At 61.4% G+C, this 25,323-nt stretch carries 29 protein-coding genes; 19 read left to right on the top strand and 10 right to left on the bottom strand.

Features of this window, described 5'->3' with window-relative positions:
* The first annotated feature begins 23 nt into the window (after positions 1 to 23).
* Genes ACR0FC_RS02260 through ACR0FC_RS02250 form a run of 3 tightly spaced genes read left to right on the top strand, consistent with a single transcriptional unit; the run spans position 24 to position 2,799 of the window.
* A complete protein-coding gene (locus ACR0FC_RS02260; RefSeq protein WP_170337863.1) occupies positions 24 to 1,397 on the top strand; it encodes an L-serine ammonia-lyase in 1,374 nt (457 codons plus the stop codon).
* The gene (locus tag ACR0FC_RS02255; protein ID WP_367646634.1) at positions 1,330 to 1,839 is read left to right on the top strand and encodes a GFA family protein; all 510 of its coding nucleotides are present in this window, start codon (positions 1,330 to 1,332) and stop codon (positions 1,837 to 1,839) included. Before ACR0FC_RS02260 ends, ACR0FC_RS02255 begins: the two co-directional genes overlap by 68 nt.
* 45 nt (positions 1,840 to 1,884) lie before the next feature.
* Positions 1,885 to 2,799 (top strand): DMT family transporter, encoded by a 915-nt coding sequence (locus ACR0FC_RS02250; RefSeq protein WP_170337859.1) that lies wholly within the window; start codon positions 1,885 to 1,887, stop codon positions 2,797 to 2,799.
* On the opposite strand, the gene ACR0FC_RS02245 is transcribed toward ACR0FC_RS02250, so the two are convergent.
* Entirely contained in the window at positions 2,744 to 3,451 is a 708-nt protein-coding gene (locus ACR0FC_RS02245; protein WP_170337857.1) for a thiamine diphosphokinase, read from the bottom strand. The two genes, ACR0FC_RS02250 and ACR0FC_RS02245, sit on opposite strands and share 56 nt — an antisense overlap.
* 124 nt (positions 3,452 to 3,575) lie before the next feature.
* Here ACR0FC_RS02245 and ACR0FC_RS02240 point away from each other — a divergent pair, with 124 nt between their 5' ends.
* The gene (locus tag ACR0FC_RS02240; protein WP_170337855.1) at positions 3,576 to 5,312 is read left to right on the top strand and encodes a hypothetical protein; all 1,737 of its coding nucleotides are present in this window, start codon (positions 3,576 to 3,578) and stop codon (positions 5,310 to 5,312) included.
* Between the two features lie 69 nt (positions 5,313 to 5,381).
* On the opposite strand, the gene ACR0FC_RS02235 is transcribed toward ACR0FC_RS02240, so the two are convergent.
* The 6 genes from ACR0FC_RS02235 to nthA all read right to left on the bottom strand — a co-directional run bounded on the left by ACR0FC_RS02235 (position 5,382) and on the right by nthA (position 9,550).
* Entirely contained in the window at positions 5,382 to 6,095 is a 714-nt protein-coding gene (locus ACR0FC_RS02235) for a porin family protein (RefSeq protein ID WP_170337854.1), read from the bottom strand.
* Between the two features lie 86 nt (positions 6,096 to 6,181).
* On the bottom strand, positions 6,182 to 6,424 hold the full coding sequence (locus ACR0FC_RS02230; RefSeq protein ID WP_093962533.1) for a DUF2842 domain-containing protein: 243 nt from the start codon (positions 6,422 to 6,424) through the stop codon (positions 6,182 to 6,184).
* Complete coding sequence (locus ACR0FC_RS02225) at positions 6,424 to 7,719, bottom strand: adenylosuccinate synthase (RefSeq protein WP_170337852.1); 1,296 nt, start codon at positions 7,717 to 7,719, stop codon at positions 6,424 to 6,426. The genes ACR0FC_RS02230 and ACR0FC_RS02225 overlap by 1 nt, the downstream gene beginning before the upstream one ends.
* Before the next feature lie 219 nt (positions 7,720 to 7,938).
* On the bottom strand, positions 7,939 to 8,265 hold the full coding sequence (locus tag ACR0FC_RS02220) for a nitrile hydratase accessory protein (RefSeq protein WP_170337850.1): 327 nt from the start codon (positions 8,263 to 8,265) through the stop codon (positions 7,939 to 7,941).
* Positions 8,262 to 8,939, bottom strand: coding sequence for a nitrile hydratase subunit beta (gene nthB, locus ACR0FC_RS02215; protein ID WP_170337848.1), 678 nt, complete (start codon positions 8,937 to 8,939; stop codon positions 8,262 to 8,264). The genes ACR0FC_RS02220 and nthB overlap by 4 nt, the downstream gene beginning before the upstream one ends.
* On the bottom strand, positions 8,936 to 9,550 hold the full coding sequence (nthA, locus tag ACR0FC_RS02210; protein ID WP_170337846.1) for a nitrile hydratase subunit alpha: 615 nt from the start codon (positions 9,548 to 9,550) through the stop codon (positions 8,936 to 8,938). The genes nthB and nthA overlap by 4 nt, the downstream gene beginning before the upstream one ends.
* A 150-nt stretch (positions 9,551 to 9,700) precedes the next feature.
* Between nthA and secG the strand changes: the two genes are divergently transcribed.
* From secG to ACR0FC_RS02160, 10 genes are all read left to right on the top strand, one after another.
* Positions 9,701 to 10,066, top strand: coding sequence for a preprotein translocase subunit SecG (secG, locus tag ACR0FC_RS02205; RefSeq protein WP_093962537.1), 366 nt, complete (start codon positions 9,701 to 9,703; stop codon positions 10,064 to 10,066).
* A 160-nt stretch (positions 10,067 to 10,226) separates the two neighbouring features.
* The gene (locus tag ACR0FC_RS02200) at positions 10,227 to 11,870 is read left to right on the top strand and encodes a CTP synthase (protein WP_093963011.1); all 1,644 of its coding nucleotides are present in this window, start codon (positions 10,227 to 10,229) and stop codon (positions 11,868 to 11,870) included.
* 80 nt (positions 11,871 to 11,950) lie between these two features.
* Entirely contained in the window at positions 11,951 to 12,244 is a 294-nt protein-coding gene (locus ACR0FC_RS02195; protein WP_170337844.1) for a DUF1330 domain-containing protein, read from the top strand.
* Positions 12,245 to 12,283: 39 nt separating this feature from the next.
* A complete protein-coding gene (locus tag ACR0FC_RS02190) occupies positions 12,284 to 12,733 on the top strand; it encodes a tellurite resistance TerB family protein (RefSeq protein ID WP_093963012.1) in 450 nt (149 codons plus the stop codon).
* 20 nt (positions 12,734 to 12,753) lie between these two features.
* The gene (locus ACR0FC_RS02185) at positions 12,754 to 13,191 is read left to right on the top strand and encodes a tellurite resistance TerB family protein (protein ID WP_093962539.1); all 438 of its coding nucleotides are present in this window, start codon (positions 12,754 to 12,756) and stop codon (positions 13,189 to 13,191) included.
* A 5-nt stretch (positions 13,192 to 13,196) separates the two neighbouring features.
* Positions 13,197 to 13,940, top strand: a complete 744-nt coding sequence (locus ACR0FC_RS02180) for a phosphate/phosphite/phosphonate ABC transporter substrate-binding protein (protein WP_170339408.1) — start codon at positions 13,197 to 13,199, stop codon at positions 13,938 to 13,940.
* Positions 13,941 to 14,068: 128 nt separating this feature from the next.
* Positions 14,069 to 14,845: an ABC transporter ATP-binding protein gene (locus ACR0FC_RS02175; protein ID WP_093962540.1), complete on the top strand. Its 777-nt coding sequence runs from the start codon at positions 14,069 to 14,071 to the stop codon at positions 14,843 to 14,845.
* Between the two features lie 32 nt (positions 14,846 to 14,877).
* Positions 14,878 to 15,627: a transporter substrate-binding domain-containing protein gene (locus ACR0FC_RS02170; protein ID WP_093962541.1), complete on the top strand. Its 750-nt coding sequence runs from the start codon at positions 14,878 to 14,880 to the stop codon at positions 15,625 to 15,627.
* 80 nt (positions 15,628 to 15,707) lie between these two features.
* Positions 15,708 to 16,595: an ABC transporter permease gene (locus tag ACR0FC_RS02165; RefSeq protein WP_170337842.1), complete on the top strand. Its 888-nt coding sequence runs from the start codon at positions 15,708 to 15,710 to the stop codon at positions 16,593 to 16,595.
* Positions 16,592 to 17,398, top strand: a complete 807-nt coding sequence (locus ACR0FC_RS02160) for an ABC transporter permease (RefSeq protein WP_170337841.1) — start codon at positions 16,592 to 16,594, stop codon at positions 17,396 to 17,398. The genes ACR0FC_RS02165 and ACR0FC_RS02160 overlap by 4 nt, the downstream gene beginning before the upstream one ends.
* Positions 17,399 to 17,423: 25 nt before the next feature.
* Here ACR0FC_RS02160 and ACR0FC_RS02155 read toward each other — a convergent pair whose 3' ends face one another.
* Positions 17,424 to 17,711, bottom strand: a complete 288-nt coding sequence (locus ACR0FC_RS02155) for a sll1863 family stress response protein (RefSeq protein ID WP_170337839.1) — start codon at positions 17,709 to 17,711, stop codon at positions 17,424 to 17,426.
* Between the two features lie 272 nt (positions 17,712 to 17,983).
* Between ACR0FC_RS02155 and ACR0FC_RS02150 the strand changes: the two genes are divergently transcribed.
* From ACR0FC_RS02150 to ACR0FC_RS02130, 5 genes are all read left to right on the top strand, one after another.
* Complete coding sequence (locus ACR0FC_RS02150; protein WP_170337838.1) at positions 17,984 to 19,303, top strand: glutamine synthetase family protein; 1,320 nt, start codon at positions 17,984 to 17,986, stop codon at positions 19,301 to 19,303.
* A gap of 58 nt (positions 19,304 to 19,361) precedes the next feature.
* On the top strand, positions 19,362 to 20,042 hold the full coding sequence (locus ACR0FC_RS02145) for a type 1 glutamine amidotransferase (protein ID WP_170337836.1): 681 nt from the start codon (positions 19,362 to 19,364) through the stop codon (positions 20,040 to 20,042).
* Complete coding sequence (locus tag ACR0FC_RS02140; protein WP_170337834.1) at positions 20,042 to 21,400, top strand: glutamine synthetase family protein; 1,359 nt, start codon at positions 20,042 to 20,044, stop codon at positions 21,398 to 21,400. Before ACR0FC_RS02145 ends, ACR0FC_RS02140 begins: the two co-directional genes overlap by 1 nt.
* A 12-nt stretch (positions 21,401 to 21,412) precedes the next feature.
* Positions 21,413 to 22,717 carry an NAD(P)/FAD-dependent oxidoreductase gene (locus ACR0FC_RS02135; protein WP_170337832.1) on the top strand — a complete coding sequence of 435 codons (1,305 nt, stop codon included), beginning with the start codon at positions 21,413 to 21,415 and terminating at the stop codon, positions 22,715 to 22,717.
* Positions 22,718 to 22,828: 111 nt separating this feature from the next.
* The gene (locus ACR0FC_RS02130; protein WP_170337831.1) at positions 22,829 to 24,043 is read left to right on the top strand and encodes a DegT/DnrJ/EryC1/StrS family aminotransferase; all 1,215 of its coding nucleotides are present in this window, start codon (positions 22,829 to 22,831) and stop codon (positions 24,041 to 24,043) included.
* A gap of 48 nt (positions 24,044 to 24,091) precedes the next feature.
* Here ACR0FC_RS02130 and phaR read toward each other — a convergent pair whose 3' ends face one another.
* Entirely contained in the window at positions 24,092 to 24,646 is a 555-nt protein-coding gene (gene phaR, locus ACR0FC_RS02125) for a polyhydroxyalkanoate synthesis repressor PhaR (RefSeq protein WP_170337829.1), read from the bottom strand.
* A gap of 136 nt (positions 24,647 to 24,782) precedes the next feature.
* Positions 24,783 to 25,229 carry a phasin family protein gene (locus ACR0FC_RS02120; RefSeq protein WP_005982142.1) on the bottom strand — a complete coding sequence of 149 codons (447 nt, stop codon included), beginning with the start codon at positions 25,227 to 25,229 and terminating at the stop codon, positions 24,783 to 24,785.
* Between the last annotated feature and the right edge of the window lie 94 nt (positions 25,230 to 25,323).

The following is a 25,323-nucleotide window of genomic DNA, read 5'->3' as shown; positions in this document are numbered from 1 at the left end:
GCCACAAGGCTCTGCGACCAGACATGTTTCTATCCGTCTTCGATATGTTCAAAGTGGGCGTTGGCCCATCCTCGTCCCACACGATGGGGCCGATGGTGGCGGCCGCGCGGTTCCTCGATCTGATGCGCGCTTCGCCGTTCGAATTTGCCGGCTTGCGCGCTTCGCTGCATGGATCTTTGGCCTTCACCGGCGTCGGCCACGCCACGGACCGCGCCACGATCCTTGGGCTGGCTGGGTTTGTCCCCGACAGCTATGACCACGACCGTGCCGAAGCGGCACTGGCTGCAATTGCCGAAACCGGCACTGTCACACCCGAGGGTTTGCCGACCCTGCGGTTCGACCCAAAGGCCGATCTGGTCTTCGACTACGACAACACCCTGCCCGGCCATGCCAACGGCATGATCCTGATGGCCACCGACGCACAGGGCGACGTGATCTTGCGGCAGGTCTATTACTCGGTCGGCGGCGGCTTTGTCCTGACCGAAGAGGAGCTGGCCGAAGGCAAGGACACCAATGACGGCCCGCCCGTGCCCTTCCCGTTCAAGACCGCCGCCGAAATGCTGGAAATGGCGCGCAGCAGCGGCAAGACCATCGCCGAGATGAAACGCGCCAACGAGATCGCGCGGGGCTGCGCGGACAGTTTCGCAAAAGGCACCGCCCGCCTGTGGGAGGTGATGAACGCCTGTATCGAGCGCGGGCTGACCACCGAAGGCATCCTGCCCGGCGGCCTCAAGGTGCGGCGCCGGGCCAAGGCGATCCACGATGCACTGATGGCCGAGCGCGGCATGAACCTGAACGCGCCGCACACGATCAACGACTGGATGAGCGTCTATGCGATGGCGGTGAACGAGGAAAACGCCGCCGGCGGTCAGGTCGTCACCGCCCCCACCAACGGCGCTGCGGGCGTACTGCCGGCGGTGCTGCGCTATTACCTCGACCACGTTCCCGGCGCATCGGAAAGCCATATCGAGGATTTCCTGCTGACCGCCGCCGCGATTGGTGGGTTGGTGAAGTACAACGCCTCGATCTCAGGCGCCGAAGCCGGCTGTCAGGCCGAGGTCGGCAGCGCCGCCGCAATGGCCGCGGCGGGTCTTTGCGCAGTGATGGGCGGCACACCGGAACAAGTGGAAAACGCCGCCGAGATCGCGCTGGAACATCATTTGGGCATGACCTGCGACCCGGTCGCCGGGCTGGTGCAGGTTCCTTGCATCGAGCGCAACGGGCTGGGCGCGATCAAGGCGGTTTCGGCGGCGTCGCTGGCCCTGCGCGGGGACGGGCAGCATTTCGTGCCACTGGACGCGGTGATCGAGACCATGCGCCAGACCGGTCATGACATGCACGAGAAGTATAAGGAAACCTCGCTGGGCGGTCTGGCCGTCAACGTGCCAAACTGCTGAGGGATCAAACCGGGAGGGCAGCTCAATGCGCGGACATTGCCTGTGCGGCAGAATCGGGTTCGAGGTCGACCCTCCGGTCCTGTCTTGTGTTTCCTGCCATTGTGACAGCTGCCGCCGCCAGTGTGCCGCGCCGATGACCACATATTTTGGGGTGCGCGACGGTCAGTGGCGTTGGACCGGAGAGGAACCGAAGCGGTTCAACTCGTCCCCCGGTGTCGAGCGCAGCTTTTGCCCGCATTGCGGAACGCCGATCTCGTTCCGATCCACTACGATGTCCGACGTTTTGCACCTTTATGTAGCGACACTGGAGAACCCCGAAGCCCTGCGGCCAACGCTGCATGTCGCCTATGAAGAGAAACTGACGTGGCTCGAACTGGGCGACGGGCTGCCCACTTGCTTCGGTCCGGACTACACAAAGGTTCAGCCTTTGCCCGAGGGCTGACGACGGGCCTTTCCCATTCTTCGGGAAACGTCTAGCGTCGCGCCCATGACACAGGATCGTCCCGTCTTCGGCATCGTTTTGATGCTTGGTTTCTGCGTGCTTGCACCGCTGGGCGATGCCTTGGCCAAGCTGTTGGGAGAAACCACTCCGCTTGGCGTTCTGGTGCTGGTGCGTTTTGCGGTGCAGGCGGCCATCCTGATCCCGCTGGTGGCGCTGACGGGTCGGACCTGGCGAATGCGCGGGCGCGTCCTGCGGCTGACCGTGCTGCGCACTCTGCTGCACATTGTCGGAATCGCCGCGATGTTCAGTGCGCTGCAGTATCTGCCGCTGGCCGATGCCGTCGCCATCGCCTTTGTCATGCCATTCATCATGCTGCTGCTGGGCAAGTATGTGCTGGGTGAAGAAGTCGGGCATCGTCGTCTGATCGCCTGCATTGTCGGCTTTGCAGGCACGTTGCTGGTCATCCAGCCCAGCTTTGCCGAGGTTGGTGCTCCGGCCCTTTTGCCGCTTATCGTGGCTGTCGTCTTTGCCCTGTTCATGCTGGTGACCCGGCAGATTGCCAAAGAAACCGATCCAATTGCCCTGCAGGCCGTGTCCGGGCTGCTGGCCACCGCGGTCCTGGCTCCAGTGCTTGCGATCGGGGCTCTGACAGGTCTTCCGGATCTGGCACTGACCCTGCCGCAAGACGACGCCCATTGGTTGCTGTTGGCGATCGGTGTTCTGGGCACCGTGGCGCATCTGCTGATGACATGGGCGCTGCGGTTCGCGCCTTCGGCAACGCTGGCGCCGATGCAATATCTGGAGATTCCGGTGGCGACGTTGATCGGCTGGCTCATCTTTCACGACCTGCCAAACGGCCCGGCGGCCTTGGGGATCGCCATCACGATCGCGGCCGGGCTTTATGTCATCCTGCGCGAGCGGGCCAGCGCCCGGTCTGCTCCGACGCAAACGCCCGCATGACAGCATCAAGAGCATCGCGCGGCACCATGACCAGCAACCCGGGTCCGTGGACCTCGAGGGTAACCTGAGCCAGCGCACGGTTCGATGTTCCGACCCGTCCGTCCGGCTCAAGTACCAGACCGTCGATCGGCCATTCCAACCCCGAACTGCGCCCGGTTACCCGCTGATATGGAAACAATGACACTGTGTCGCCTGGCGTGAGCGACAGTGATATCCTGGGCGGGGCGTGAAAGACCACTTCGCGTGCGCCCAGCAGGACGCAAGGCCTGTCTTGGTGGCAAACAAGGGTATTCAGTACCGCCAACTGGTGGTCCAGCCGACCTCCGAGGAACCCGACACCCAAGACCAGCGGCGCGCGGATATTGCGCAGGGCCTTGTCGAAATCGGTGCTGTCCTGTTCCCGGATCGGAAACAAACGGTCCTCTGGTATCCGTGCAAGATAAGCGTGCGCCAACGAATCGAAGTCGCCGATCACCGCATCCGGAACGCGCCCCGAATCGATCAATGTGGCGGCTCCACCGTCCGCAGCAACAGCGCCGTTGACGCGATTCAGCGCCAGATTCAGGTCATGGGGGCCGATTTCCCCTCCTCCGAACAGGGCAATTGGTCTTTTGGAATGAACAATTTCGCCGTTTTTTCCAAGATTGACCATTTTTCCCGCTTTTGGACACATTGAGACCACAAAATGATAGGTTCTTTAGAACAGGTTCGAGCTGACGAACGCGCCCAGCGTCGCGCGGGTTGGCTCTGTGTAGTTTGTAGAGGACGTGCGTCTGATGGTACAGAACAACAAGGTATTGACCGTTTCCTACGGAACCTTCTCATGCACTTTGGAAGGCTTTGACGATTCCTTCGAGACGATGAAAGCGATTGCCGAATACTTCCGCGATCTTGCCGCGGATGACAGGTATTTCGGGTCCGAGCCTCCGCAACCAGACGCAGAAATGTTGACCCGTATCGCTCAGCGTGACGCTTCGCGCCGGGTGGAAGCCAAGCAGAACGACACCGGACTGTTGCTGCGCGCAACGGACGAAGCTCATGACGAGGCCCCGCAACAACCCGCACCCGTGGCCAGCACTCCGGCGCCCGCCAGCCCTGACCTGAGCGTGGTCGACACGGCACCGGCGGCTGGTGCTGCCGCATTCTTTGCCGATGCCGAGCCGGTCGAATCTGCAGCCCCCCAGGGCGCCGACAGCATCGCCGCCAAGCTGCAGCGCATCCGCGCGGTCGTCTCGCATAGTGACCAGACGCCCCCCGCCTACAGCGAGGACGAAGACAGCGGTTTTCTGGCCTCGCCCGAGCCCCAGATCGACGCCATCTCGGCCGCATTCGAAGCCGGAGCGCTCAGCCCCGACGATCTGGATGCAACCGAAGAGGTGACGCAGGAAGATGCTTCGGTAGAGGCCACACAACAGCCCACGGACCCGTTTGCCGACCTTGCGGAGGAAGAAACTCAGGCCGCAGTCGAATTCGAAGCGGAAGAAGAATTCCCGGCAGCACCGGAAGTCGAAGCGGAGGCTGATGAAGCCGCCGAAAATGCTCAGGAAGTTGAAGCTGATCTGGAAGTGGCTGAGGAAGCCGCGGCGGAAGAAACGTTCGAAGACGACCAGGCCGCCAGTGATGAAAAAGCCTCGTCCGACATTCTCTTCGCGGATCTTGAAGAGGACACCGACTCGGAACCCGAGGCTGACGACATCCTCAACATTCTGGGTGACCAGCCCGAAGATGCGGATGAGGAAGCCTCTGAACTCGCGGAAGACGGCGTCCTGACTGCCGAAGACGAAGAGAGCATCCTGGGTGAGATCTCGGAAATCGAGGCGGAGATGGATGCGCGCTCGAAACGCGACGCAAACAAGCCTCAGGACGTGGACTCGGACGTGTTGCGCCTGATGGAGAAGGCCGACGCCCAGATGGACGACCCGGCCACTTCGGACAAGCGGGAGACTTATTCCCACCTGCGCACAGCTGTGGCAGCGACCGAAGCTGAAGGCGGCAAGGCCCGCGATGCGGATGAGGACGAAAACCAGAAATATCGTGGAGACCTGGCCTCGGTCGTCAGCCCCCGTCGTCCGGAAATCCATGTCACCAGCATGCGCCCCGAGTCGGATACGGCCGCGCCGCTCAAGCTGGTGGCCGAGCAGCGCATCGATACGCAGGACGCGGACGCCGGTCCGGTCACCCCGCGCCGCGTGACCGCAGCACAAGACGACGACGCATCCGAAGAAGGCGGCTTTGCCCATTTCGCTCAGGAGCAGGGCGCACAATCCCTGCCCGACCTGCTGGAGGCGGCCGCGGCCTACCTGTCTTTCATCGAAGGTCAGGAGCAGTTCTCGCGTCCGCAGCTGATGAACAAGGTGCGTTCACTCAAGCAGGATGAGTTCAACCGAGAAGAAAGCTTGCGCTCGTTCGGCCAGCTTCTGCGCGATGGAAAGATCGAAAAAGCCGGCGGAGGGCGCTTTGCCGCTTCGAACCAGATCGGCTTCCGCCCCGACGACAAGCGCGCCGCGGGCTGACAAGACCCCCCAACTGCCCAAGACAGGCCGGAGATCCTCTCCGGCCTTTTTTGCATTTTGCGTGAAAGCTCAGAACTTGAACGCCAACGCCACGTACGGGCCAGTCAGAATAAGATCGACAACGTTGCGGCCGTCCTCAAAATCAACGCTCAGATGACGGTAGCCGGCTGCAACATCGACGGTTTCGGTCCAGCTCCAATTGGCTTGAACGAGGGCTTCCCACTGGAATTTCGACCCATAGCCAAAGCCACCGATGTTGCCCATGGCCGCAAGTTTCCACCGCTCATTCAGCGCACGAGAGTATCGTGCCCCAATGATTGGATCTGTCCAGCTTTGGTCAGTGCTTGCCGTGAAACCGGCCACAGTTGTCGACAGATCAAGATCCCAATGGCGCAGCCCGCCCAGCACCTCGATCCGGGACTGGCTGTCCTCTGCCACAGCGTAGCTGCCCGCGAGCGAGGTCATGATCCCGTCCAGCTCCCAGCTCGCGGCGTTGCTGAATGGTCCGATTGAAACGGTGTCGCCCAGATTCAGATAGTTGAACTCGCCTCCGATCGTCCAACGCCCTTTCCGGGCCTCGCCCGCGATCAGGAAAGCACTGTTTAGAATGTCGAAGATGGATTTGCTGCCATCAACCGGAGGGTTCGGCCCAATATCCAGCGAGGTTCTGAAATCCGGTCCCCAGAGATAAGGGGCAATGACGAACTCCCAATCATCAGCCCAGACAGCACCCGAACTCAGGGTTGAGAGACTGGTCAATGTGACCAAAACAGCATTTTTCATCAAGGATCCACCTGCCGACTTGTGCTTACCAAAACTGTTTTTCGGACAAGCCTGTCACGTCGGCAGGTTTCTTACAACGGTCTGGCCTACTGCTGATCCTGATCCGGGTCTTCCTTGCCAACGCCACGAAACACAAATTTGAATGGCAGCGCCCACAGAACACCCAAAACCACATAGACCAGCAGTTCGACCAGGATCGATGGTCGGTCCAGCCAGTTCACGATGGTGACCACTGCCACAATGTACAGCGGCAGCCCCACCAGCAATAGAACCAGCGACCACCGTCTGCGGGCCTTGTAGCTGAGGCCGGGTTTGTCCGCGCCCGCCATCAGTCGGCAAACGGGTCGGTCACCAGGATGGTGTCGTCCCGCTCCGGGCTGGTAGACAGCAGCGCCACCGGGCATTCGATCAGTTCTTCCACCCGGCGGACATATTTGATGGCGTTTGCCGGCAAGTCTGCCCAGCTGCGCGCGCCTTCGGTGGACTCGCTCCAGCCCGGCATTTCTTCATAGATCGGTGTGCACCGCGCCTGCTGATCTGCAGCCGTGGGCAAATAGTCCAAACGCTTGCCGTCCAGTTCGTAAGCGACACAGATTTTCAGCGTCTCGAACCCGTCCAGAACATCGAGCTTGGTCAGGGAAATTCCGTTGACGCCGCTTGTGGCGCAGGTTTGCCGCACGAGGCAGGCGTCAAACCAGCCGCAGCGCCGCTTGCGGCCTGTCGTGGTGCCGAATTCATGTCCGCGCTCTCCCAGTCGCTGCCCGTCGGCGTCGTGCAGTTCGGTCGGGAACGGGCCTTCGCCAACACGGGTAGTGTAGGCCTTCACGATACCCAGAACGAAGTCGATCGACCCCGGACCGATCCCCACGCCCGTCGCCGCCTGCCCTGCAATCACATTTGACGAGGTCACAAACGGATACGTGCCAAAATCGATATCCAGCAATGCACCCTGAGCGCCTTCGAACAGGATGCGCTTGCCCGCTTTGCGCTTTTCGTTCAGCACCTTCCAGACGGGAGCCGCAAAAGGCAGGATCTGCGGCGCGATTTCCTTCAATTGGGCGATCAGTGCGTCACGATCCACGGCGTCGATACCCAAACCCTTGCGCAGCGGGTCGTGGTGTTGCAACGCCCTATCGACCCGAGCCTCGAGAGTCGCCTCATCCGCAAGATCGGCCACACGCACCGAGCGGCGACCAACCTTGTCTTCATAGGCCGGGCCGATCCCGCGCCCGGTCGTGCCAATCTTGGTTCCCTTGCTCGCTGCTTCCTCGCGCGCGCGGTCCAGCTCGCCGTGGATCGGCAGGATCAAGGGTGTGTTTTCGGCAATCATCAGCGTTTCAGGTGTGATCTCGACGCCTTGCGCACGGATCGTTTCGATCTCTTTCAGCAGATGCCAGGGATCCAGTACAACCCCGTTGCCGATGACGCTCAGCTTGCCACCACGCACCACACCAGACGGCAGTGCATGCAGCTTGTAGACCTCACCATCGATGACCAGCGTATGCCCGGCGTTGTGCCCGCCCTGAAAACGCGCGATCACGTCTGCCCGCTCGCTGAGCCAGTCGACGATCTTGCCTTTTCCTTCGTCACCCCATTGGGCGCCGACAACAACCACATTGGCCATATCCGGTCCTTTTTGCGCTGAATTACCAAACCCGGCTCATATAGCGGGGCGCAGGCAACAGGGAAACCGGTAATTCGCCGCAGCCACCAATCGCGCCGACGCGCAATGCTGTTGTCGGGGATCATGGCCACCGGATGGAGTCCGCGCCGTTGTTCATCTGCCCCAGAAGATACCGGGATAACCCCCCGGAACGGGCAGCAACTGCAAAGTCACCCGGGGTTAAAGGCGTACCGGCATTCCGTGAGGCGTCTTTAGATACGCCTCCTCCCAAGCTGCGCGCATTTCGTGGACTTCTTCGGGCAATGCCGTTTCCTGCTCGGCCAAAACCGACTCGAGCGTTTCGAGCCAGGCCATGAAATAGTCGTCGCCCCCGTCCAGCTCGCGGTTCAGCCCGTGGCGCCGCAAAGTCTCGGAGAACCGGGCGGCCCAATCGGTCCAGGAAATCCGGCCGGCCTCGTTCAACGCCACCGTCACCGCAAACACCTGAGCGTGCCAGGGGTTCTCAAAAACCGGTCTTGGGGCGTTGTGATCGGGACAGATGCTCATGCGGGTTCCAGATAGCTTTGCCAGAGATCCAGAATCACCTCGTCGTCCGGGTGTTCGGGATTGGCCCACAGTTCCGACGCGGGAAAAGCAACGGCATAAAGCGGCTCGGGCGCTTCACCCAGACCATGCGCGCTGGAGTCCGGCAAGACATGTGTGCCGTGAAACCGCAAAATGCGTCCGGTCGCGCCCGCTCCGTATGCGGGCAGCCGCGTGTGCCCCCCTTCAACAAGACGATTGGCAGAAGGGCGCAGAGTGCGAACGGTCTGGCCGACCTCAAAAGCGGCAGGGATGTTCGACGGGCGATCGGCCGGTCCACCTGTGGCCAGAACTCTGGCCACCGCATCTGCCGGCAGTTTTCGCGGAGCAAGCGGATGTGGCTCGTCAATGCCCTGCCCGCGCAGGTCCTCGATCCGCAGAACTCCGGTCTCGACCAACAGGTCGGCCAGGGCCGAAATCCATTTCTCGTAATAGCTGTACCGGGCATAGTCCTTAGGGGACAGCCTTTCCCGCGCATGGCGCGACGTGTCGATGTTCCATTGGCCCAACGCGCCCGCAGCCAGTGTCACGGCAAGGGCCCGCGCGTGCCAGTCTTCCGCAAACACCGGCACGTCTTCAGGCTCGGGGCGTACCGGCCGGTCGCCGAACCGCCCGCCCATGTCGTGGGCACGGGTCATGCCGGCACCTTCGGCAAACCCGTGCCGATCATGCTGTCGCGCGTGACCAGCGCGGCCAGGTCTGCTTCGCTCAGACCATCAGTGCCTTCTGGGCGCATGGGCAAGACCAGATACCGTATTTCGGCGGTCGAATCCCAGACACGAACTGCAGTACCCTTGGGTAGTTCAACTCCGAACTCAGCCAGGACGCGGCGCGGCTCGCGCACGGCTCGAGCGCGGTATGCGTCAGATTTGTACCAGCCCGGGGGGATACCCAACAGCGGCCATGGGTAACAGCTGCACAAGGTGCAGACGACCATATTGTGCGTCCGGGGAGTATTCTCGACCACGACCATATGCTCGCCCTGCCGGCCATAAAACCCCATCTCAGAGAGCACAGGCGTAGCGTCGTCCAGCAGGGCGCGTTTGAAGTCCGGGTCAGACCAAGCTTTGGCGACAACCTTCGCACCGTTCTGCGGACCGATCCGGTTCTGATAGGTGTCGATGATCTCGTCCAGAGCGGCCGGATCGATCAAACCCTTGCGGGTCAGGATCGTCTCAAGCGCTTTGACGCGCAAAGCGGGGTCCGGGGGCAGCAACGCGTGCGGGTGGTCGTGGTCGTCATGTGGCATGGCCGCAGCCTGAGCCAGGCACCGCCGGGTGTCCAGCCCCATTTGGCCTGTTCGGCACAATCCCCTGCCGTGATGGCAACTCGTGGCTTGCCCCCGGCCTCAAACTTGCTTAAGTACCCGGCGATACACGCCACGCCGCACAGGAACACCATGGAAAACGTCGTTCTAATCATCCACCTTCTTTTGGCTTTGGGCCTGATCGCCGTTGTTCTGCTGCAGCGGTCCGAAGGCGGTGGCCTGGGCATGGGTGGCGGCGGTGGTGGCGCCATTGCAGGACGTTCGGCAACGACGGCACTGGCAAAGGTGACCTGGATCCTTGCAGCCTGCTTCATCGTCACCTCGATCACCCTGACGATTCTTGCCGCGGAAAAATCGGCTGGAAGCTCGGTCATCGACCGACTTGGCGTTCCGGCTCAGGACGCGACCGAAGAGAGCACACCTGCTGTTCCCTCGGCCGAGGACCTGCTGCCGCCGGCGCAGGGCGACAACGCGCCGCTGATCCCACAGGCCGACTGATCCACAAAACCTAGAAATCTGAAAGAGAACCACAACAGCATCTTGCGGTTCTCTTGCGCTTTTTGCGCGAATCCTTTATACGTGAAGTCCCGTGATGCTGCGGTTTTTTCGAACCGCCGGGCAGTTGATGTTGACGTCTCACGGGGGCAGCCGAAGAAACATGGCACGATTTATTTTCATCACTGGTGGTGTTGTTTCATCCTTGGGCAAAGGGCTGGCGTCCGCTGCTCTGGGTTCGCTTCTGCAGGCTCGGGGATACTCGGTTCGGCTGCGCAAGCTGGATCCCTACCTGAATGTCGATCCCGGCACGATGTCGCCGTTCGAACATGGTGAAGTTTTCGTCACCGACGACGGGGCCGAGACCGACCTGGACCTGGGTCACTACGAACGCTTCACGGGTGTTGCCGCACGAAAGACCGACTCGGTCAGTTCGGGGCGGATCTATTCAAACGTTCTGGAAAAGGAACGCCGCGGCGACTATCTGGGCAAGACCATTCAGGTGATCCCGCACGTAACCAACGAGATCAAGGACTTCATCGCCATCGGCGAGGATGAGGTCGATTTCATGCTGTGCGAGATCGGCGGCACCGTGGGCGACATCGAAGGCCTGCCCTTCTTTGAAGCCATTCGCCAGTTCAGCCAGGACAAGCCGCGCGGACAGTGCATTTTCATGCACCTGACCCTGTTGCCTTACATCAAGGCCTCTGGCGAGCTGAAGACCAAGCCCACCCAGCACTCGGTCAAGGAACTGCGCTCGATCGGCCTGGCACCCGACATCCTGGTCTGCCGTTCCGAAGGACCGATCCCGCAGAAAGAGCGCGAAAAGCTGGCTCTGTTCTGCAACGTGCGCCCCGACGCGGTAATCGCCGCGCAGGATCTGTCGACCATTTACGACGCGCCGCTGGCCTATCACCGCGAAGGTCTGGATCAGGCTGTGCTCGACGCATTCCAGATCAGCCCGGCGCCCAAGCCCGACCTGTCGAAGTGGGAAGACGTCAGCGACCGAATCCACAACGCCGAAGGCGAAGTGAAGGTCGCAATCGTCGGAAAGTACACCCAGTTGGAAGACGCCTATAAGTCCATCGCCGAGGCGCTGACCCATGGTGGAATGGCCAACCGCGTCAGGGTCAAAGTTGAGTGGGTCGATGCCGAGATTTTCGACACCGAAGACCCCGGCCCGCATCTGGAAGGGTTCCACGCCATCCTCGTTCCCGGCGGTTTTGGCGAGCGCGGCACCGAAGGCAAGATCAAGGCTGCGCAATATGCCCGCGAACACAAGGTGCCGTATCTGGGCATCTGTCTGGGCATGCAGATGGCAGTGATCGAAGCCGCGCGCAACGTGGCCGGCATTTCCGGAGCGGGATCAGAGGAATTCGACCACGAGGCCGGCAAAAAACGCTTTGAACCGGTGGTCTATCACCTCAAGGAGTGGGTTCAGGGCAACGCCAAGATCGAACGCAAGGTTGGTGACGACAAGGGCGGCACCATGCGTCTGGGTGCCTACAACGCGGTTCTGACCGAAGGCTCGAAAGTGGCCGAGGTCTATGGCAGCACCCAGATCGAAGAACGGCACCGCCACCGCTATGAGGTGGACACCAAGTATCGCGAACAACTTGAGAAAGCCGGTTTGAACTTCTCGGGGATGTCACCCGATGGACGCCTGCCCGAGATCGTCGAATGGTCAGACCACCCGTGGTTCATCGGTGTGCAGTACCACCCGGAACTGAAATCCAAACCTTTCGATCCGCACCCGTTGTTCCGCGACTTCGTTCGCGCGGCCAAGGACACGTCGCGTCTGGTCTGAAGCGGACTGTACCGCTTGGTCTTGCTTTGCAAAGCGTTCCGGTTCAGTTTGAGCCGGAACGGACAAAAGGAGCAGACCGCGTGAGCAAAGGATACTGGGTGGCCCATGTCGATGTAGACGACATGGAGACCTACAAGACCTACATCGCTGCCAATGGCGAGGCTTTTGCCGAATACGGTGCCCGTTTTCTGGTCCGCGGTGGAGATCGGCAGGTGCGGGAAGGCGCAGCGCGGGCGCGAACCGTCGTTATCGAATTCCCCAGCTACGAGGCCGCCCTGGCCTGCTATGACAGCGATCTGTATCAAAAGGCTAAAGCCTTGCGCGATCCTGTTTCATCCGGTGATCTGGTGATCATCGAAGGGTATGACGCCTAGCACGGACACGGTGACAGAAATACGGATTCCCCAATGCCACTGCTAAAGAACTTCCTGCAGGCTTTGCGCCCTCCTCAGCAGACCACGCTGCCGGACCCTGATGCGGAACTGGCGCTTGGCGCCTTGCTGGTGCGTGTCGCGCAGGCCGACCGCGACTACAAGATCGAGGAAATCAGCCTGATCGACCGCATCTTGGCACGGCTCTATCAGCACAACGCGATCGAAGCCGCCAAGGTCCGCGCCACCTGCGAGAAGTTGCACGCTGCAGCCCCCGACACGGATACGTTCGGCAAACTGATCCGTGAAACGACGGATTTGCATGAACGTCTGGCCGCGATGGAGGCCCTTTGGGAGGTTGTGCTGGCCGACGGGAATTCGGACGAGGGCGAGATCAAGATTGTCGAAGAAGCGCGTATCGCCATGGGCCTCAGCTACAATGACAGCCAGGCCGCGCGCGAACGGGTGCAAAGCCGCTTGGACGCGGACTGAGTGGCCGCTATATCTAGGCCATGTTCAACGCCTTTCTGTCCCGGCTGACCCAGCCGCAGCCCGACCCACTGACCGATGACGACGCCCGGCTGGCCTTGGCCGCCCTGCTGGTTCGCCTTGCCCGGTCCGATGATGACTATGCCGATACCGAGATGTCGCGCATCGACAAGGTTCTGGCCGAGCGCTATGGCCTTTCGCCGTTCGAGGCCGCAGGGCTGCGTGCCCAGGCCGAAGACCTCGAGGCCGAGGCCCCTGATACCGTCCGCTTTACCCGGGCTATCAAGGATGCGGTGCCGTACGACCATCGCCTTGGCGTGGTTCAGGCGCTGTGGTCAGTTGCGCTGGCCGACGGTCAGCGCTCGCAGGACGAGGACTCGCTGCTGCGACTGGTCGTCAGCCTTCTGGGCGTCAGCGACGTGGATTCAGCCCTAGCCCGGCAGAAGGCCGCCAAATCGTGACGGCGATGCTGGGCATGTACGACTTGCCCGCTTTGCAACCTGCCAACGATCGCTTTTGGAGTTTGATTCGCGCACATTTGGGCGAAGGTCCGAACCATTTGACCCGCGATCGTGATTTCTGGGACATCTGGCAGGATCCGAGCCTGGTCTTTGCCCAGACCTGCGGTATGCCTTATCGCACGCGCCTGCACGGCAAGGTGCACCTGGTTGGCACTCCAGATTATGACCTGCCGGGCTGTCCGCCGGGACACTACTGCTCGGTTTTCGTGGCCCGCGCCGATGACGCGCGCGATCTGCCTGAACTGGCAGCGGGCATTTTTGCCTATAACGAGGCGTTGTCCCAATCGGGCTGGGCCGCGCCGGTCACGCATCTGTCCGAACTGGGCCTTACGCCGTTACGCCTGCTGGAAACCGGCGGACACGCTCTGTCGGCGCATGCGGTGGCCGACGGCCACGCCGATTTCGCATCGTTGGACGCACTTACATGGGTGCTGCTGCAAGAGCATACCGATCTGGGCCAGCGCCTGCGCCCGGTGGAAAGCACGCGCCCCACCCCGGCGTTGCCCTACATCACTGCGATCGCGCGCGATCCGTCCCCGGTCGCCGCCGCGGTTCGCGCCGCGATCTCAGACCTTTCCCCGGCTGATCGCGCAGCGCTGCACATCCGCGGGTTGATCGACATTGCCGCCGATCTCTACCTAGCCGTTCCCAACCCGCCATCGCCTGCGGCGTTGCTGCCCGAAAGCTGACCAATTTGACCACTGACCGTGGCCGAATCGGAGGTTTCAGGACTTGAACTTGTCATTTGCGCATTGCATTGCTCTTGTTTTTCGGCCCTAGTACCGCATCAACGCACTCAACAACTCCAGGACGACCCGTGACAGACAGCACTCCCGTCATCGAGATCAAGAACCTGCACAAAAGCTTTGGCAATCTCGAAGTCCTCAAAGGAGTGGACATCACCGCCCATCGCGGCGACGTGGTGTCGCTGATCGGATCATCCGGGTCGGGCAAATCCACCCTGCTGCGCTGCTGCAACCTGCTGGAAGACAGCCAGGAGGGCGAAATCTTGTTCAAGGGCGAGCCGGTGCGCTGGACCGGAACTCGCGATCACCGCCGCCCCGCCGATCCAAAGCAGGTGCTGCGCATCCGTACCAACCTGTCGATGGTGTTCCAGCAGTTTAACCTTTGGGCCCACATGACCATCTTGCAGAACGTGATGGAGGCCCCGATTACCGTGCTGGGCCGTGACCGGCACGAGGTCGAGGACAGCGCTCGCAAATACCTGGACAAGGTTGGCATCGGCGACAAATGCGACGCCTATCCGGCACAGTTGTCGGGCGGCCAGCAACAGCGCGCCGCGATCGCGCGGGGCCTGTGCATGGAGCCCGAGGCGCTGCTGTTCGACGAGCCGACCTCGGCGCTCGATCCCGAGCTGGAACAGGAAGTGATCAAGGTGATCAAGGATCTGGCCGCCGAAGGCCGCACCATGATCATCGTCACGCACGACATGCAGATGGCGGCCGACATCTCAAGCCACGTGGTGTTTCTGCACCAGGGCCTGATTGAAGAAGAAGGCTCGCCCGAAGATATTTTCACTGCTGCCGAATCCGAAAGGCTTCGGGGCTTTCTCTCCGCCACAAAGGCGGCGTAAAATCAGGACAGAACCAAACAGGGGAGTTACCAATGAAAAACCTGATTCTGACCACTGCAGCGCTGGCGCTTGGCGCTGGTATGGCCATGGCCGACACGGTCCGCATGGGCACCGAGGGCGCCTATCCTCCGTACAACTTCATCAACGACGCCGGCGAGATCGACGGCTTCGAGCGTGAGGTCGGCGACGAGCTGTGCAAACGCGCCCAGCTGGAATGCGAATGGGTCAAGAACGACTGGGATTCGATCATTCCGAACCTGGTCTCGGGCAACTACGACACCATCATCGCGGGCATGTCGATCACGGCCGAGCGTGATGAGGTCATCGACTTCACTCAGGACTACTACCCGCCGACCGCTTCGGCCTATGTGGCCACCTCGGCTGATGCTGACGTTACCGGCGGCGTCGTCGCCGCACAGACCGCCACCATCCAAGCCGGCCACGTGGCCGAGTCGGGCGCAACTCTGGTTGAATTCGCAACGCCCGAGGAAACCATCGCCGCCGTGCGCAACGGTGAGGCTGATGCCGTTCTGGCCGACCGCGACTACCTGGTGCCGCTGGTCGAGGAATCGAATGGCGAACTGGTCTTTGTCGGCGATCCGGTCCCGCTGGGCGGTGGCGTCGGCATGGGCCTGCGCGAAAGCGATGCCGAACTGCGCGGCAAGTTCGATGCCGCCATCACCTCGATGAAAGAGGACGGCACCCTGAACGAGATGCTGAAAAAGTGGTTTGGTGAAGACACCGCCACCTACGCACCTGACGGCTCGGTCGTCACCAACTAAGCATCCGGTCCTGCGGTTCGGCGCCACGCGCGCCGAACCCACCCCGGCCCGCGCCGGGCCAGACGTTCGAAAGACGCCCCATGTTTTCCTACTGCGCTGATCCCGACACGCTCGGCACGTTCCGCTGGTTTTCATGCTATCTGACCAACGGCGTGCACTGGTCGTTCTACCTGTCGTTCATCAAGGTTCTGGCCTTGCTGGCGGTGACGGCCCCGGTGGCGTTGGCTTTCGGCTTTGCGGGGGCCATGGCGGCGCGGTCGCATGTCCCGCCACTCGGTTGGCTGGGCAAGGGCTATATCGCCATCGTGCGCGGTGTGCCCGACATTGCGTTTTTCCTGTTTTTCGTGATCGCCCTGGACCAGGGGTTCGAGTGGATGCGACATCAGGTGCTGTGTCCCGACTGGACCGATCCGATCCGCCAGGGCAACGATTTCCTCGTCTGCCCCCAGGCCAAGCTGCCGCTGGGCACCGCACCGGAATGGGTGCACGAAACCTACGGCTTTTTCCTGGCCGTCATCACCTTCTCGATCGTGTTTGGTGCCTTCGCCGCCAACGTGCTGTTCGGCGGCATGCGCGCCGTTCCGCTGGCGCAACTTGAAACCGCCGAGGCCTATGGCATGACCCGCCGCCAGACCTTCTGGCGCATTCTCGTGCCGCAGATGTGGGTCTATGCCCTGCCGGGCCTGTCGAACCTGTGGATGGTGCTGATCAAGGCCACGCCGCTGCTGTTCCTGCTGGGGGTCGAAGACATCGTCTATTGGGCGCGCGAGCTGGGCGGCACCAAGACCTCGAAATTCACCGCCTATCCGCATGGCGACTGGCGCATGTGGTACTTCCTGTTCCTGCTGATTTTCTACCTTGGCATGACCCGCGTTTCCGAGATCGGCCTCGAACGGCTGATGCGCCGCCTGTCGCATGGCCAGGCCACATCGGGCGGAGAGCTGCTGCGCAAGGAGACCACCGCATGAGCTGCCTGCAGACCATCCAGGACTACGGCCTGCGTTCGATCGGGTTTGGCGAGCGCCTGCTGCCGCGCAGCGATTTCACCCTGTGCGAACAGTTCACCCTGATCGGTTCAGGGATGATCTGGAACATCTATTTCGGCGTGATGGCGCTGGCCACCGGGTTCTTCCTGGCCACGGCCGTGGCCCTGGGCAAGGCGTCCCGCCGCAAGTGGCTGCGCAAACCGTCCGAATGGTTCATCTTCATCTTCCGCGGCTCACCACTGTTCATCCAGTTCTTCTTTGCGTACTTCCTGTTCCTGTCGCTCAAGAAGACCTACCCGATGTTCGACGCCTTCACCTCGGCTTGGCTGGGGGCGCTGATCGTGCTGTTCCTGAACACCGCCGCCTATTCGGGCGAGATCTTCTATGGCGCGCTGCGGTCGATCCCCAAGGGAGATATCGAGGCCGCCGATGCCTACGGCATGTCCGGCTGGTCCCGCTTCCGCCGGATCGTGTGGCCCACCATGCTGCGGTTGGCCTGGCCCGCCTACACGAACGAGGCGATTTTCCTGTTCCATGCCACCACGCTGGTCTTCTTCTCGGCCTTCCCGGCCTGGCAACAACGCGGGGACGCGCTGTACTATGCCAGCTATTTCGCCGACAAGACGTTCAACCCGTTCGTCCCCTACCCGATCCTGGCGTTCTACTTCATCCTGCTGACACTGGTGATCGTGGGCGTATTCGGCCTGATCAACAAGCGGCTGAACCGGCACCTGCCGGTGGCGCGCAAGGCCAAGATGCGGTTCCGCCTGAACCTGGCGCGCTGAGGCGCCAAGCCCTTTAACTGTCGTTTCACTTAAAGCGCGCCATCGCGGCGTCAAAAGCCTCGGACATGTTGTCCCACGCCTTGTCGAACCCGGCTTTCATATCGGCCCAGGCCGCGTCACTGGCCTTGCGCATTTCCTTCAATTCGGCCTCGGCCTTGTCCCGCTGCGCCCGCATTTCTTCCAACTGCTTTTGGTACTGGATTTTACTGTCCGCCGCGGCCTCGTCGATCTTGGCCTTGGTCTTGTCGATTTCGGCGTTCCACTGGTCCAGCATGGCCTTGGCTTTCTCGACGTAAACATCTCTTTCCGACATCCGAATATTCCTTTCCTGTGAAAAAATTCCTGACTGCGGATCACAGCGTAACCCAGCCCTCGCGATTCCCCCAAATACGCATCCGAGTACTGATCCGAGCCGGCCAGTCGAAGTTGTGCAAACCCTGCAATGCAGGTGCTGGAATGTGTACAAGTCCTGATGTTTCGTTTTTCTGCCGCGCACGAGATCGCCACCGGAATAATTTGATCAAATATCGTGACAACATCCAAAAGCTCGACTAGGTTTGCCGCAACATACCGACGGAGCCCCAGATGGACCTTGCCGCCCTGCACACTTTTCGCGTCGCCGCCTGTGACCTGAACGGCCAGATGCGCGGCAAACGCGTGCCCCCATCTTACGCCGACAAGCTGGACAGCGGCGCGGTGCGCATGCCGTTTTCCGCGCTGAACGTCGATCTGTGGGGCGCCGATATCGAGGGCAGCCCGCTGGTGTTCGAAACCGGCGACGCCGATGGCGTACTGCGCCCGACCGAGCGCGGCCCGGTGCCGATGCCCTGGCTGACCACACCCACGGCGCTGGTGCCGATGTGCCTGTACGACGATCACGGCACCCCCTTTGCCAGCGACCCCCGCCACGCGCTGGCCGCAGTCCTGTCGCGCTATGCCCAGCGCGGATGGAAAGTTGTTGCCGCGACCGAGTTGGAGTTCACGCTGCTTGACTCCTCGGATGCGCAACCAAAGCCCCCGCACAATCCGGTCACCGGCCGTCGGCTACGCGGCGAGGCGGTGCTGTCGATGGCCGAAATGGACGCCTTCGACGCCTTCTTCACCGAGCTTTATGACGGGTGCGCCGAAATGGGGATTCCCGCCCAGACGGCAATTTCCGAAAGCGGCATCGGCCAGTTCGAGATCAACCTGAACCATCAGGATGCCATGCGCTGCGCCGATGATACGTGGCTTTTCAAGGCATTGACCCGTGGGCTGGCCCGCAAGCACGGCTTTACCGCGACCTTCATGGCCAAACCCTATGCCGATGATGCGGGGAACGGAATGCATGTTCACTTCTCGCTGCTGGATGACCAGGGTCGCAACGTCTTTGACAATGGCGGGCGTGAAGGGACCGAAATCCTGCGCTCTGCCGTCGCCGGCTGTCTGGCCGCCATGCCAGGCAGCACGCTGATCTTTGCTCCGCATGGCAATTCGTACACGCGGCTCGTGCCCGGAGCCCATGCCCCCACAGGCGCGGCTTGGGCCTATGAGAACCGGACCGCCGCGATCCGCATTCCGGGCGGTGCGCCCGCCGCCCGCCGGATCGAGCACCGCGTGGCCGGCGGCGACATCAACCCCTATCTGATGCTGGCCGCGGTTCTGGGCGCGGCTCTGATCGGCATCGAGGACGGCCTTCAACCCCCGCCCCCGATCACGGGAAATGCCTACGAGATCGAAGGGCTTCCGCAATTGGCAGGGGACTGGGATTCGGCCATTTCGGCATTCGAGACGGACCCGATCATCGCGCGCATCTTCTCCGGGGATCTGATCCGAAACATGGTGATGACCAAAAGGCAGGAATCCGCACGCTTTGCCGACATGGACCCCGACAGTCACTGGTTGAGCTATCTGGAGTCCGTATGATCCTCTTGCCCGTGGATCGAGACTCGGGTAGATTGAATTTGATCAAATTTGGTGACTCATGAAAATCGGCATACTGCAGACCGGCCACGCGCCCGAACCGCTGGAACGATCGTTCGGCGACTACGACCTGATGTTTCAACAGCTTCTGGACGGCAACGATTTCGAGTTCGTGACCTATGCGGTGGTGGATGATGTGTTCCCCGACAGCGCAAGCGACTGCGATGGATGGGTGATTACCGGCTCGCGGCATGGCGCCTACGAAGATCATCCGTGGATCCCCAAGCTCGAGCAACTGATCCGCGAGATCCAAGCGGCACGGAAACCGTTGATCGGGGTCTGTTTCGGCCACCAGATCATCGCTCAGGCGTTGGGCGGCAAGGTTGAAAAGTTCGACAAGGGTTGGGCGATCGGACGCACCGAGTATGACTATGACGGGCGCAAGGTTTCGTTGAACGCATGGCACCAGGATCAGGTGACGGCCTTGCCCGACGGCGCCCAGCTATTGGGTAGCAACGCGTTCTGCAAGAACGCGATGGTTGCCTACGGGGACACGATTTGGACGGTGCAGGCACATCCCGAATACTCCAACGATTTCATTCAGGGCCTAATGGAGACACGCGGTAAAGGCGTGGTGCCCGACGCCCTGATGGACGACGCAAAAACCCGATGGAACGCTCCGGATGACAACGCCAATATCGGGCGTTTCATGGCAGAGTTCCTGAAGAAAGAGAGGGCCTGATGGCCGACTGGACAGACCAACTTCCACAAGCAGCACGGGAATACATCGACGGGCACCGGCTGGACGAGGTCGAGTGCATCATCTCGGACCTGCCGGGGATTGCCCGCGGCAAGGCGGTTCCGGCATCGAAATTCGCCAAGCAGGCCTATTTCCATCTACCCGACAGCATTTTCTACCAAACCATCACTGGTGACTGGGGCGAGGCCGCGGGTGAGGATGGGTTCATCGAACGCGACATGATCCTCAAGCCCGATTTCAGCACGGCCTCGGCGGCACCGTGGACCGGTGACTGGACCCTTCAGGTGATCCATGACGCCTACGACAGGGACGGCGATCCGATTCCGTTCAGCCCGCGCAACGTGCTCAAACGCGTGGTCCAGCTGTACAAGGACAAAGGGTGGAAACCGGTTGTCGCGCCCGAGATGGAGTTCTTTCTGGTTGCCCGCAACGTGGACCCGGCCAAGGGGATCGAGCCGATGATGGGCCGCTCGGGCCGTCCGGCTGCCGCGCGGCAGGCCTATTCCATGACCGCCGTGGATGAATTCGGCCCTGTGATCGACGACATCTATGATTTCGCCGAGGCACAAGGGTTCGAGATCGACGGCATCACCCAGGAGGGCGGCGCCGGTCAGCTTGAGATCAACCTGCGCCATGGCGATCCGGTCAAGCTGGCCGACGAGGTGTTTTATTTCAAACGCCTGATCCGCGAGGCCGCGTTGCGTCACAACTGCTTTGCCACCTTCATGGCCAAACCGATCGAGGATGAGCCGGGATCGGCCATGCACATCCATCACTCGATCATCGACATGGAGACGGGCAAGAACCTGTTCTCGGGGCCTCAGGGCGGCGAGACGGACGCGTTCTACAACTTCATCGCCGGTCTGCAGCTGCACCTGCCCGCCGGGCTGGCGGTGATGGCGCCCTACGTCAACTCGTACCGGCGCTACGTCAAGGACCATGCCGCCCCGATCAACCTGGAATGGGCGCGCGACAATCGCACCACGGGGATACGTGTGCCGCTGTCGGGTCCCGACAGCCGCCGGGTGGAAAACCGCATCGCCGGGATGGATTGCAACCCCTATCTGGGCATCGCCGTGTCGCTGGCCTGTGGCTATCTTGGTCTGGTCAATCAGGACCGCCCGCGCCGTCAGTTCTATGGCGACGCTTACGAAGGTGACGGCGACATCCCGCAGGTCATGGGCAACGCGCTGGATCTGTTCGACGAGGCCGAAGCCTTGCATCAGGTTCTGGGCCCCGAGTTCGCACGGGTCTACAGCATCGTAAAACGCGCCGAGTACGAGGAGTTCCTGCAGGTGATTTCGCCGTGGGAGCGTGAACACCTGCTGCTGAACGTCTGAGCCATGTGCGCCATGAACCTGCTGTACAGCAATGACAAACGCGGCACCTACCCGCCCAGCTGGTATGCCGCCACCGCGCACCCGCGAACCCCGACCGAGCCGCTGCGCGGCGATGTCACTGCCGACGTTTGTGTCGTGGGTGGAGGGTATACGGGTCTTTCGACCGCGCTGCACCTGGCCGAGGCCGGGTTCAGGGTGGTCCTGCTTGAAGCGCATCGCGTGGGTTTCGGCGCCTCGGGGCGCAATGGTGGCCAATTGGGCAGCGCCCAGCGCATGGATCAGGAAGACCTGGAAAAGCTGGTCGGACGCGACGACGCGGCCAAGCTGTGGGATCTGGCCGAAGACGCAAAGACGCTGACCAAATCCCTGATCGAACGCCAGGGCATCGATTGCGACTTGAAACCGGGCATCGCCACACTGGGCTTCAGCGACAGCGAACGGGGCGAATTGCACGCCCACGCCAAGCACCTGAAAACCGCCTACGGCTATGACCAACTCGAGCTGCTGGATGCCGAAGCCGGGCGCGTGCTTTGCCCCTCGCCGGCCTATGCAGGCGGATATCTGGACATGGGCGCGGCCCATCTGCACCCGTTGAACTATGCGCTGGGTCTGGCCGAGGCCGCCTTGGCCGCCGGCCTGACGCTGCACGAAAACACCGAGGTTCTGGGCATCGAGGAAGGCCCGCGCGTCACCGTTCGCACCGAACAGGGTTCGGTCACGGCCGACCATCTGGTTCTGGCTTGCAATGGCTATCTGGGCAAATTGAACCGCAAGGTCGCGGCGCGGGTCATGCCGATCAACAATTTCATCGCCGCGACCGAGCCGCTGGGCGCCGAGGCTACAAAGGTTCTGACGCAGGACGTGGCGGTTGCCGACACGAAATTCGTGGTGAACTATTTCCGGCTTAGCGCCGATGGGCGGCTGTTGTTCGGCGGTGGCGAGAGCTATGGCTATCGCTTTCCATCCGAAATCGCCGCCAAGGTTCGCAAACCGATGACCGAGATCTTTCCACATCTGCGCGACGTTCGGATCGACTATGCGTGGGGCGGCACGCTGGCTATCACCATGCGGCGGATGCCCTACCTGACGCGTCTGGCGCCAAACATCCTGTCGGCCTCGGGCTATTCCGGTCATGGGGTCGGCACTGCAACCCATGCCGGTCAGTTGATGGCGCTGGCCATCCAGGGTCAGGCCGAAGGGTTCGACACGATGGCCCGCGTGCCCGCTCTGCCTTTTCCCGGAGGCTCGGCCCTCCGCAGCCCTCTGCTGGTGCTGGCGATGACTTGGTATGCCCTGCGTGATCGGCTGGGCCTTTGACCCGCAACTTGTGACGGTTCGGTGAAATTTCGCCCAACAGGCGAATGAAGACTTGGTTTGCTCAGCTTTTCATTTTATCTTTTCCAAACATAGAATTTGGGATTATCAAATATGACGCTGCCACCCAACGTCCATGACGCCGAACCCATCCCTGCCGCTGCCAAAGACGCGATCGAGTCCCTGATGCAATCCGGGGACCTGTTCCGCTATACCGCGCCGCAGGACGCGCCGGTTGCTTTGCTTGAGGCAGAGTTCGCCGAGTTGCTGGGCAGCAAATACGCGCTGGCGGTGTCGTCCTGTTCGGCGGCGTTGTTCCTGTCGCTGAAGGCGCTGGGGCTACCGCGGGACGCGCGGGTGCTGATCCCGGGCTTTACCTTTGCGGCAGTGCCCTCGTCGGTGGTGCATGCAGACTGCGTTCCGGTCCTGTGCGAGGTGGGCGGCAATTACCGCATCGACATCGACGATTTCGCGGCCAAGCTCAATGGGGTTCAGGCGGTGATCATCAGCCACATGCGCGGCCATACCTCGGACATGGACGCGATCATGGCGCTGTGCGACGCGCGCGACATCCCGGTGATCGAGGACGCGGCCCATTCGCTGGGCACCACATGGCATGGCCGCAATATCGGCACCATCGGCAAGCTGGGCTGTTTCTCGTTCCAGTCCTACAAGATGATCAACGCGGGCGAAGGAGGCATCCTTGTCACCGACGACCCCGACCTGGTCGCCCGCGCCGTGATCATGTCCGGCGCCTACGAGCACAACTGGAAGAAACACAAAGGCCCGCACGGCCAGAATACACCTGATCTGGAGCAAGCTTTTACGCGATGGCAGAACAAGCTGCCGCTTTACAATCTGCGTATGAGCAACCTCAGCGCTGCGGTGATCCGCCCCCAACTGCCCGAACTGGCGCGGCGGGTGCGGGACGGGCTGGCCAACCACGATTATGTCGCGCAGCGCCTGAACAGCTCACCGCACATCCACGTACCCGACCCGCTGACACCGGAACGACGTGCGCCGGATTCGATCCAGTTCAACCTGGTCGATCTAAACAAAGACCAGATCAAGGCATTTGCCGCCGCCTCCGAGGGCCGTGGCGTCAAGGTGCAGGTCTTTGGTCTGAGCGAGGACAACGCCCGCGCCTTCTGGAACTGGCAGTTTCTGCCAGAGCAGGTCGAGCTGCCTCGAACGCGCGCAATGCTGATGTCGGCCTGTGACGTGCGCCTGCCGGTGCGCCTGACCCGCGCGGAACTGGATGTAATCGCTGACATCATCCTGGCCTCGGTCGGCGAGGTTACCGCGCCCGAAGTGGCCTTCGGCACCTGACCCCAACGCCAGAAAGAAAAGGCCCGGATTGTCCGGGCCTATCTGGTATCAACTGAGCTTGGAAAGCTTCTGCTGCAACTCGGCCAGTTGTTTCTTGATGTCGTCCAGGTCTTCTTTGGACTCGGACTTGCCTTCTTCGTCCTTGTCCGGCCCGGACCAATTGCCCGACAGCCCGCCTGTCATGGCCTTCAGGAACGCCTGCTGCTGCGCCTGCATTGCTTCGAACCCGGGCATGCTGCTCATGGGGTTCATCGCACTCATGTTTTCCATCATCTTGGCCTGGCTTTCGCGCAGCATCTCAAAGCTGGATTGCAGGAATTGCGGCATCATGCCTCCGCCCGGCACCATGTAGCTGCGCACAAGGTCATTCAGCACGTTCACAGGCAGAACGTTTTCACCCCGGCTTTCATGTTCGGCAATGATTTGAAGCAGATACTGTCGTGTCAGGTCGTCTCCGGTTTTCAGGTCGATAATCTGAACCTCGCGCCCGTCGCGGATGAACCCAGCGATGTCCTCGAGCGTGACGTAGTCGCTGGTCTCGGTGTTATACAGCCGACGGCTTGCATACCGCTTGATCAGCAGAGGTTTATCTTTGTCCGACACCGTTTACCCTCCCCAAGGATGATGCGTTGCAGCAGAGGTTATGCGACTGCAGAACAAAAAGAAAGGGCAGGCCAATGGACCTGCCCTTAGCGATTGCACCAATTTGGGAGGGATGGGTGCGTTTCGCGGATCTTGCTTACTTGGCAGCCGTTGCTTTCTTGGCAGCAGCGGTTACTTCGTTGGTGGCTTTCTTGACGGCCGCGGTGGTTTCTTCCGCAGCTTCTTTGCCAGCAGCCATCAGCAGTTCGACGGTTTCCGACTGAACTTTCTTGGCGATTTCAGCGAAAGCAGCCATGTTTTCGGCAGCAACTTCAGCCGAAGCGCTTGCGAAATCGGTCATCGCCTTCGCATAGTCGGCCGGCTCGGCCTTTGCTTTCGACATCTCGGCCAGCTTGGCCAGGGTGTCCTTGGTCCACTTGCTCGAGATCTCGGCCGACTTCTCGGCGGCTTCCAGCGCAACGCCGGACAGTTTCTCGTTCAGGGTCGCGGTCGATTTGAACGCGTTTTCCATTGCGGTGGTGTCCACCGGAAACGCACCCATCATTTCTTTCAGGGTCGCGGTGAAGTCTTGGGTCTTTGCCATTGTCCTAATCCTTTCAGCCGGTCCGGGCCCACCCCGGGTTTCATCAGCTTGAGGACAATATGATTGCTGCGGCGCAGCATTTCAAGATTTTTGT

The organism is Ruegeria sp. BB9 (assembly GCF_056539345.1).
Note: the sequence above shows the minus strand (reverse complement) of the source record. Positions and strands in the feature narration are given on the sequence as shown.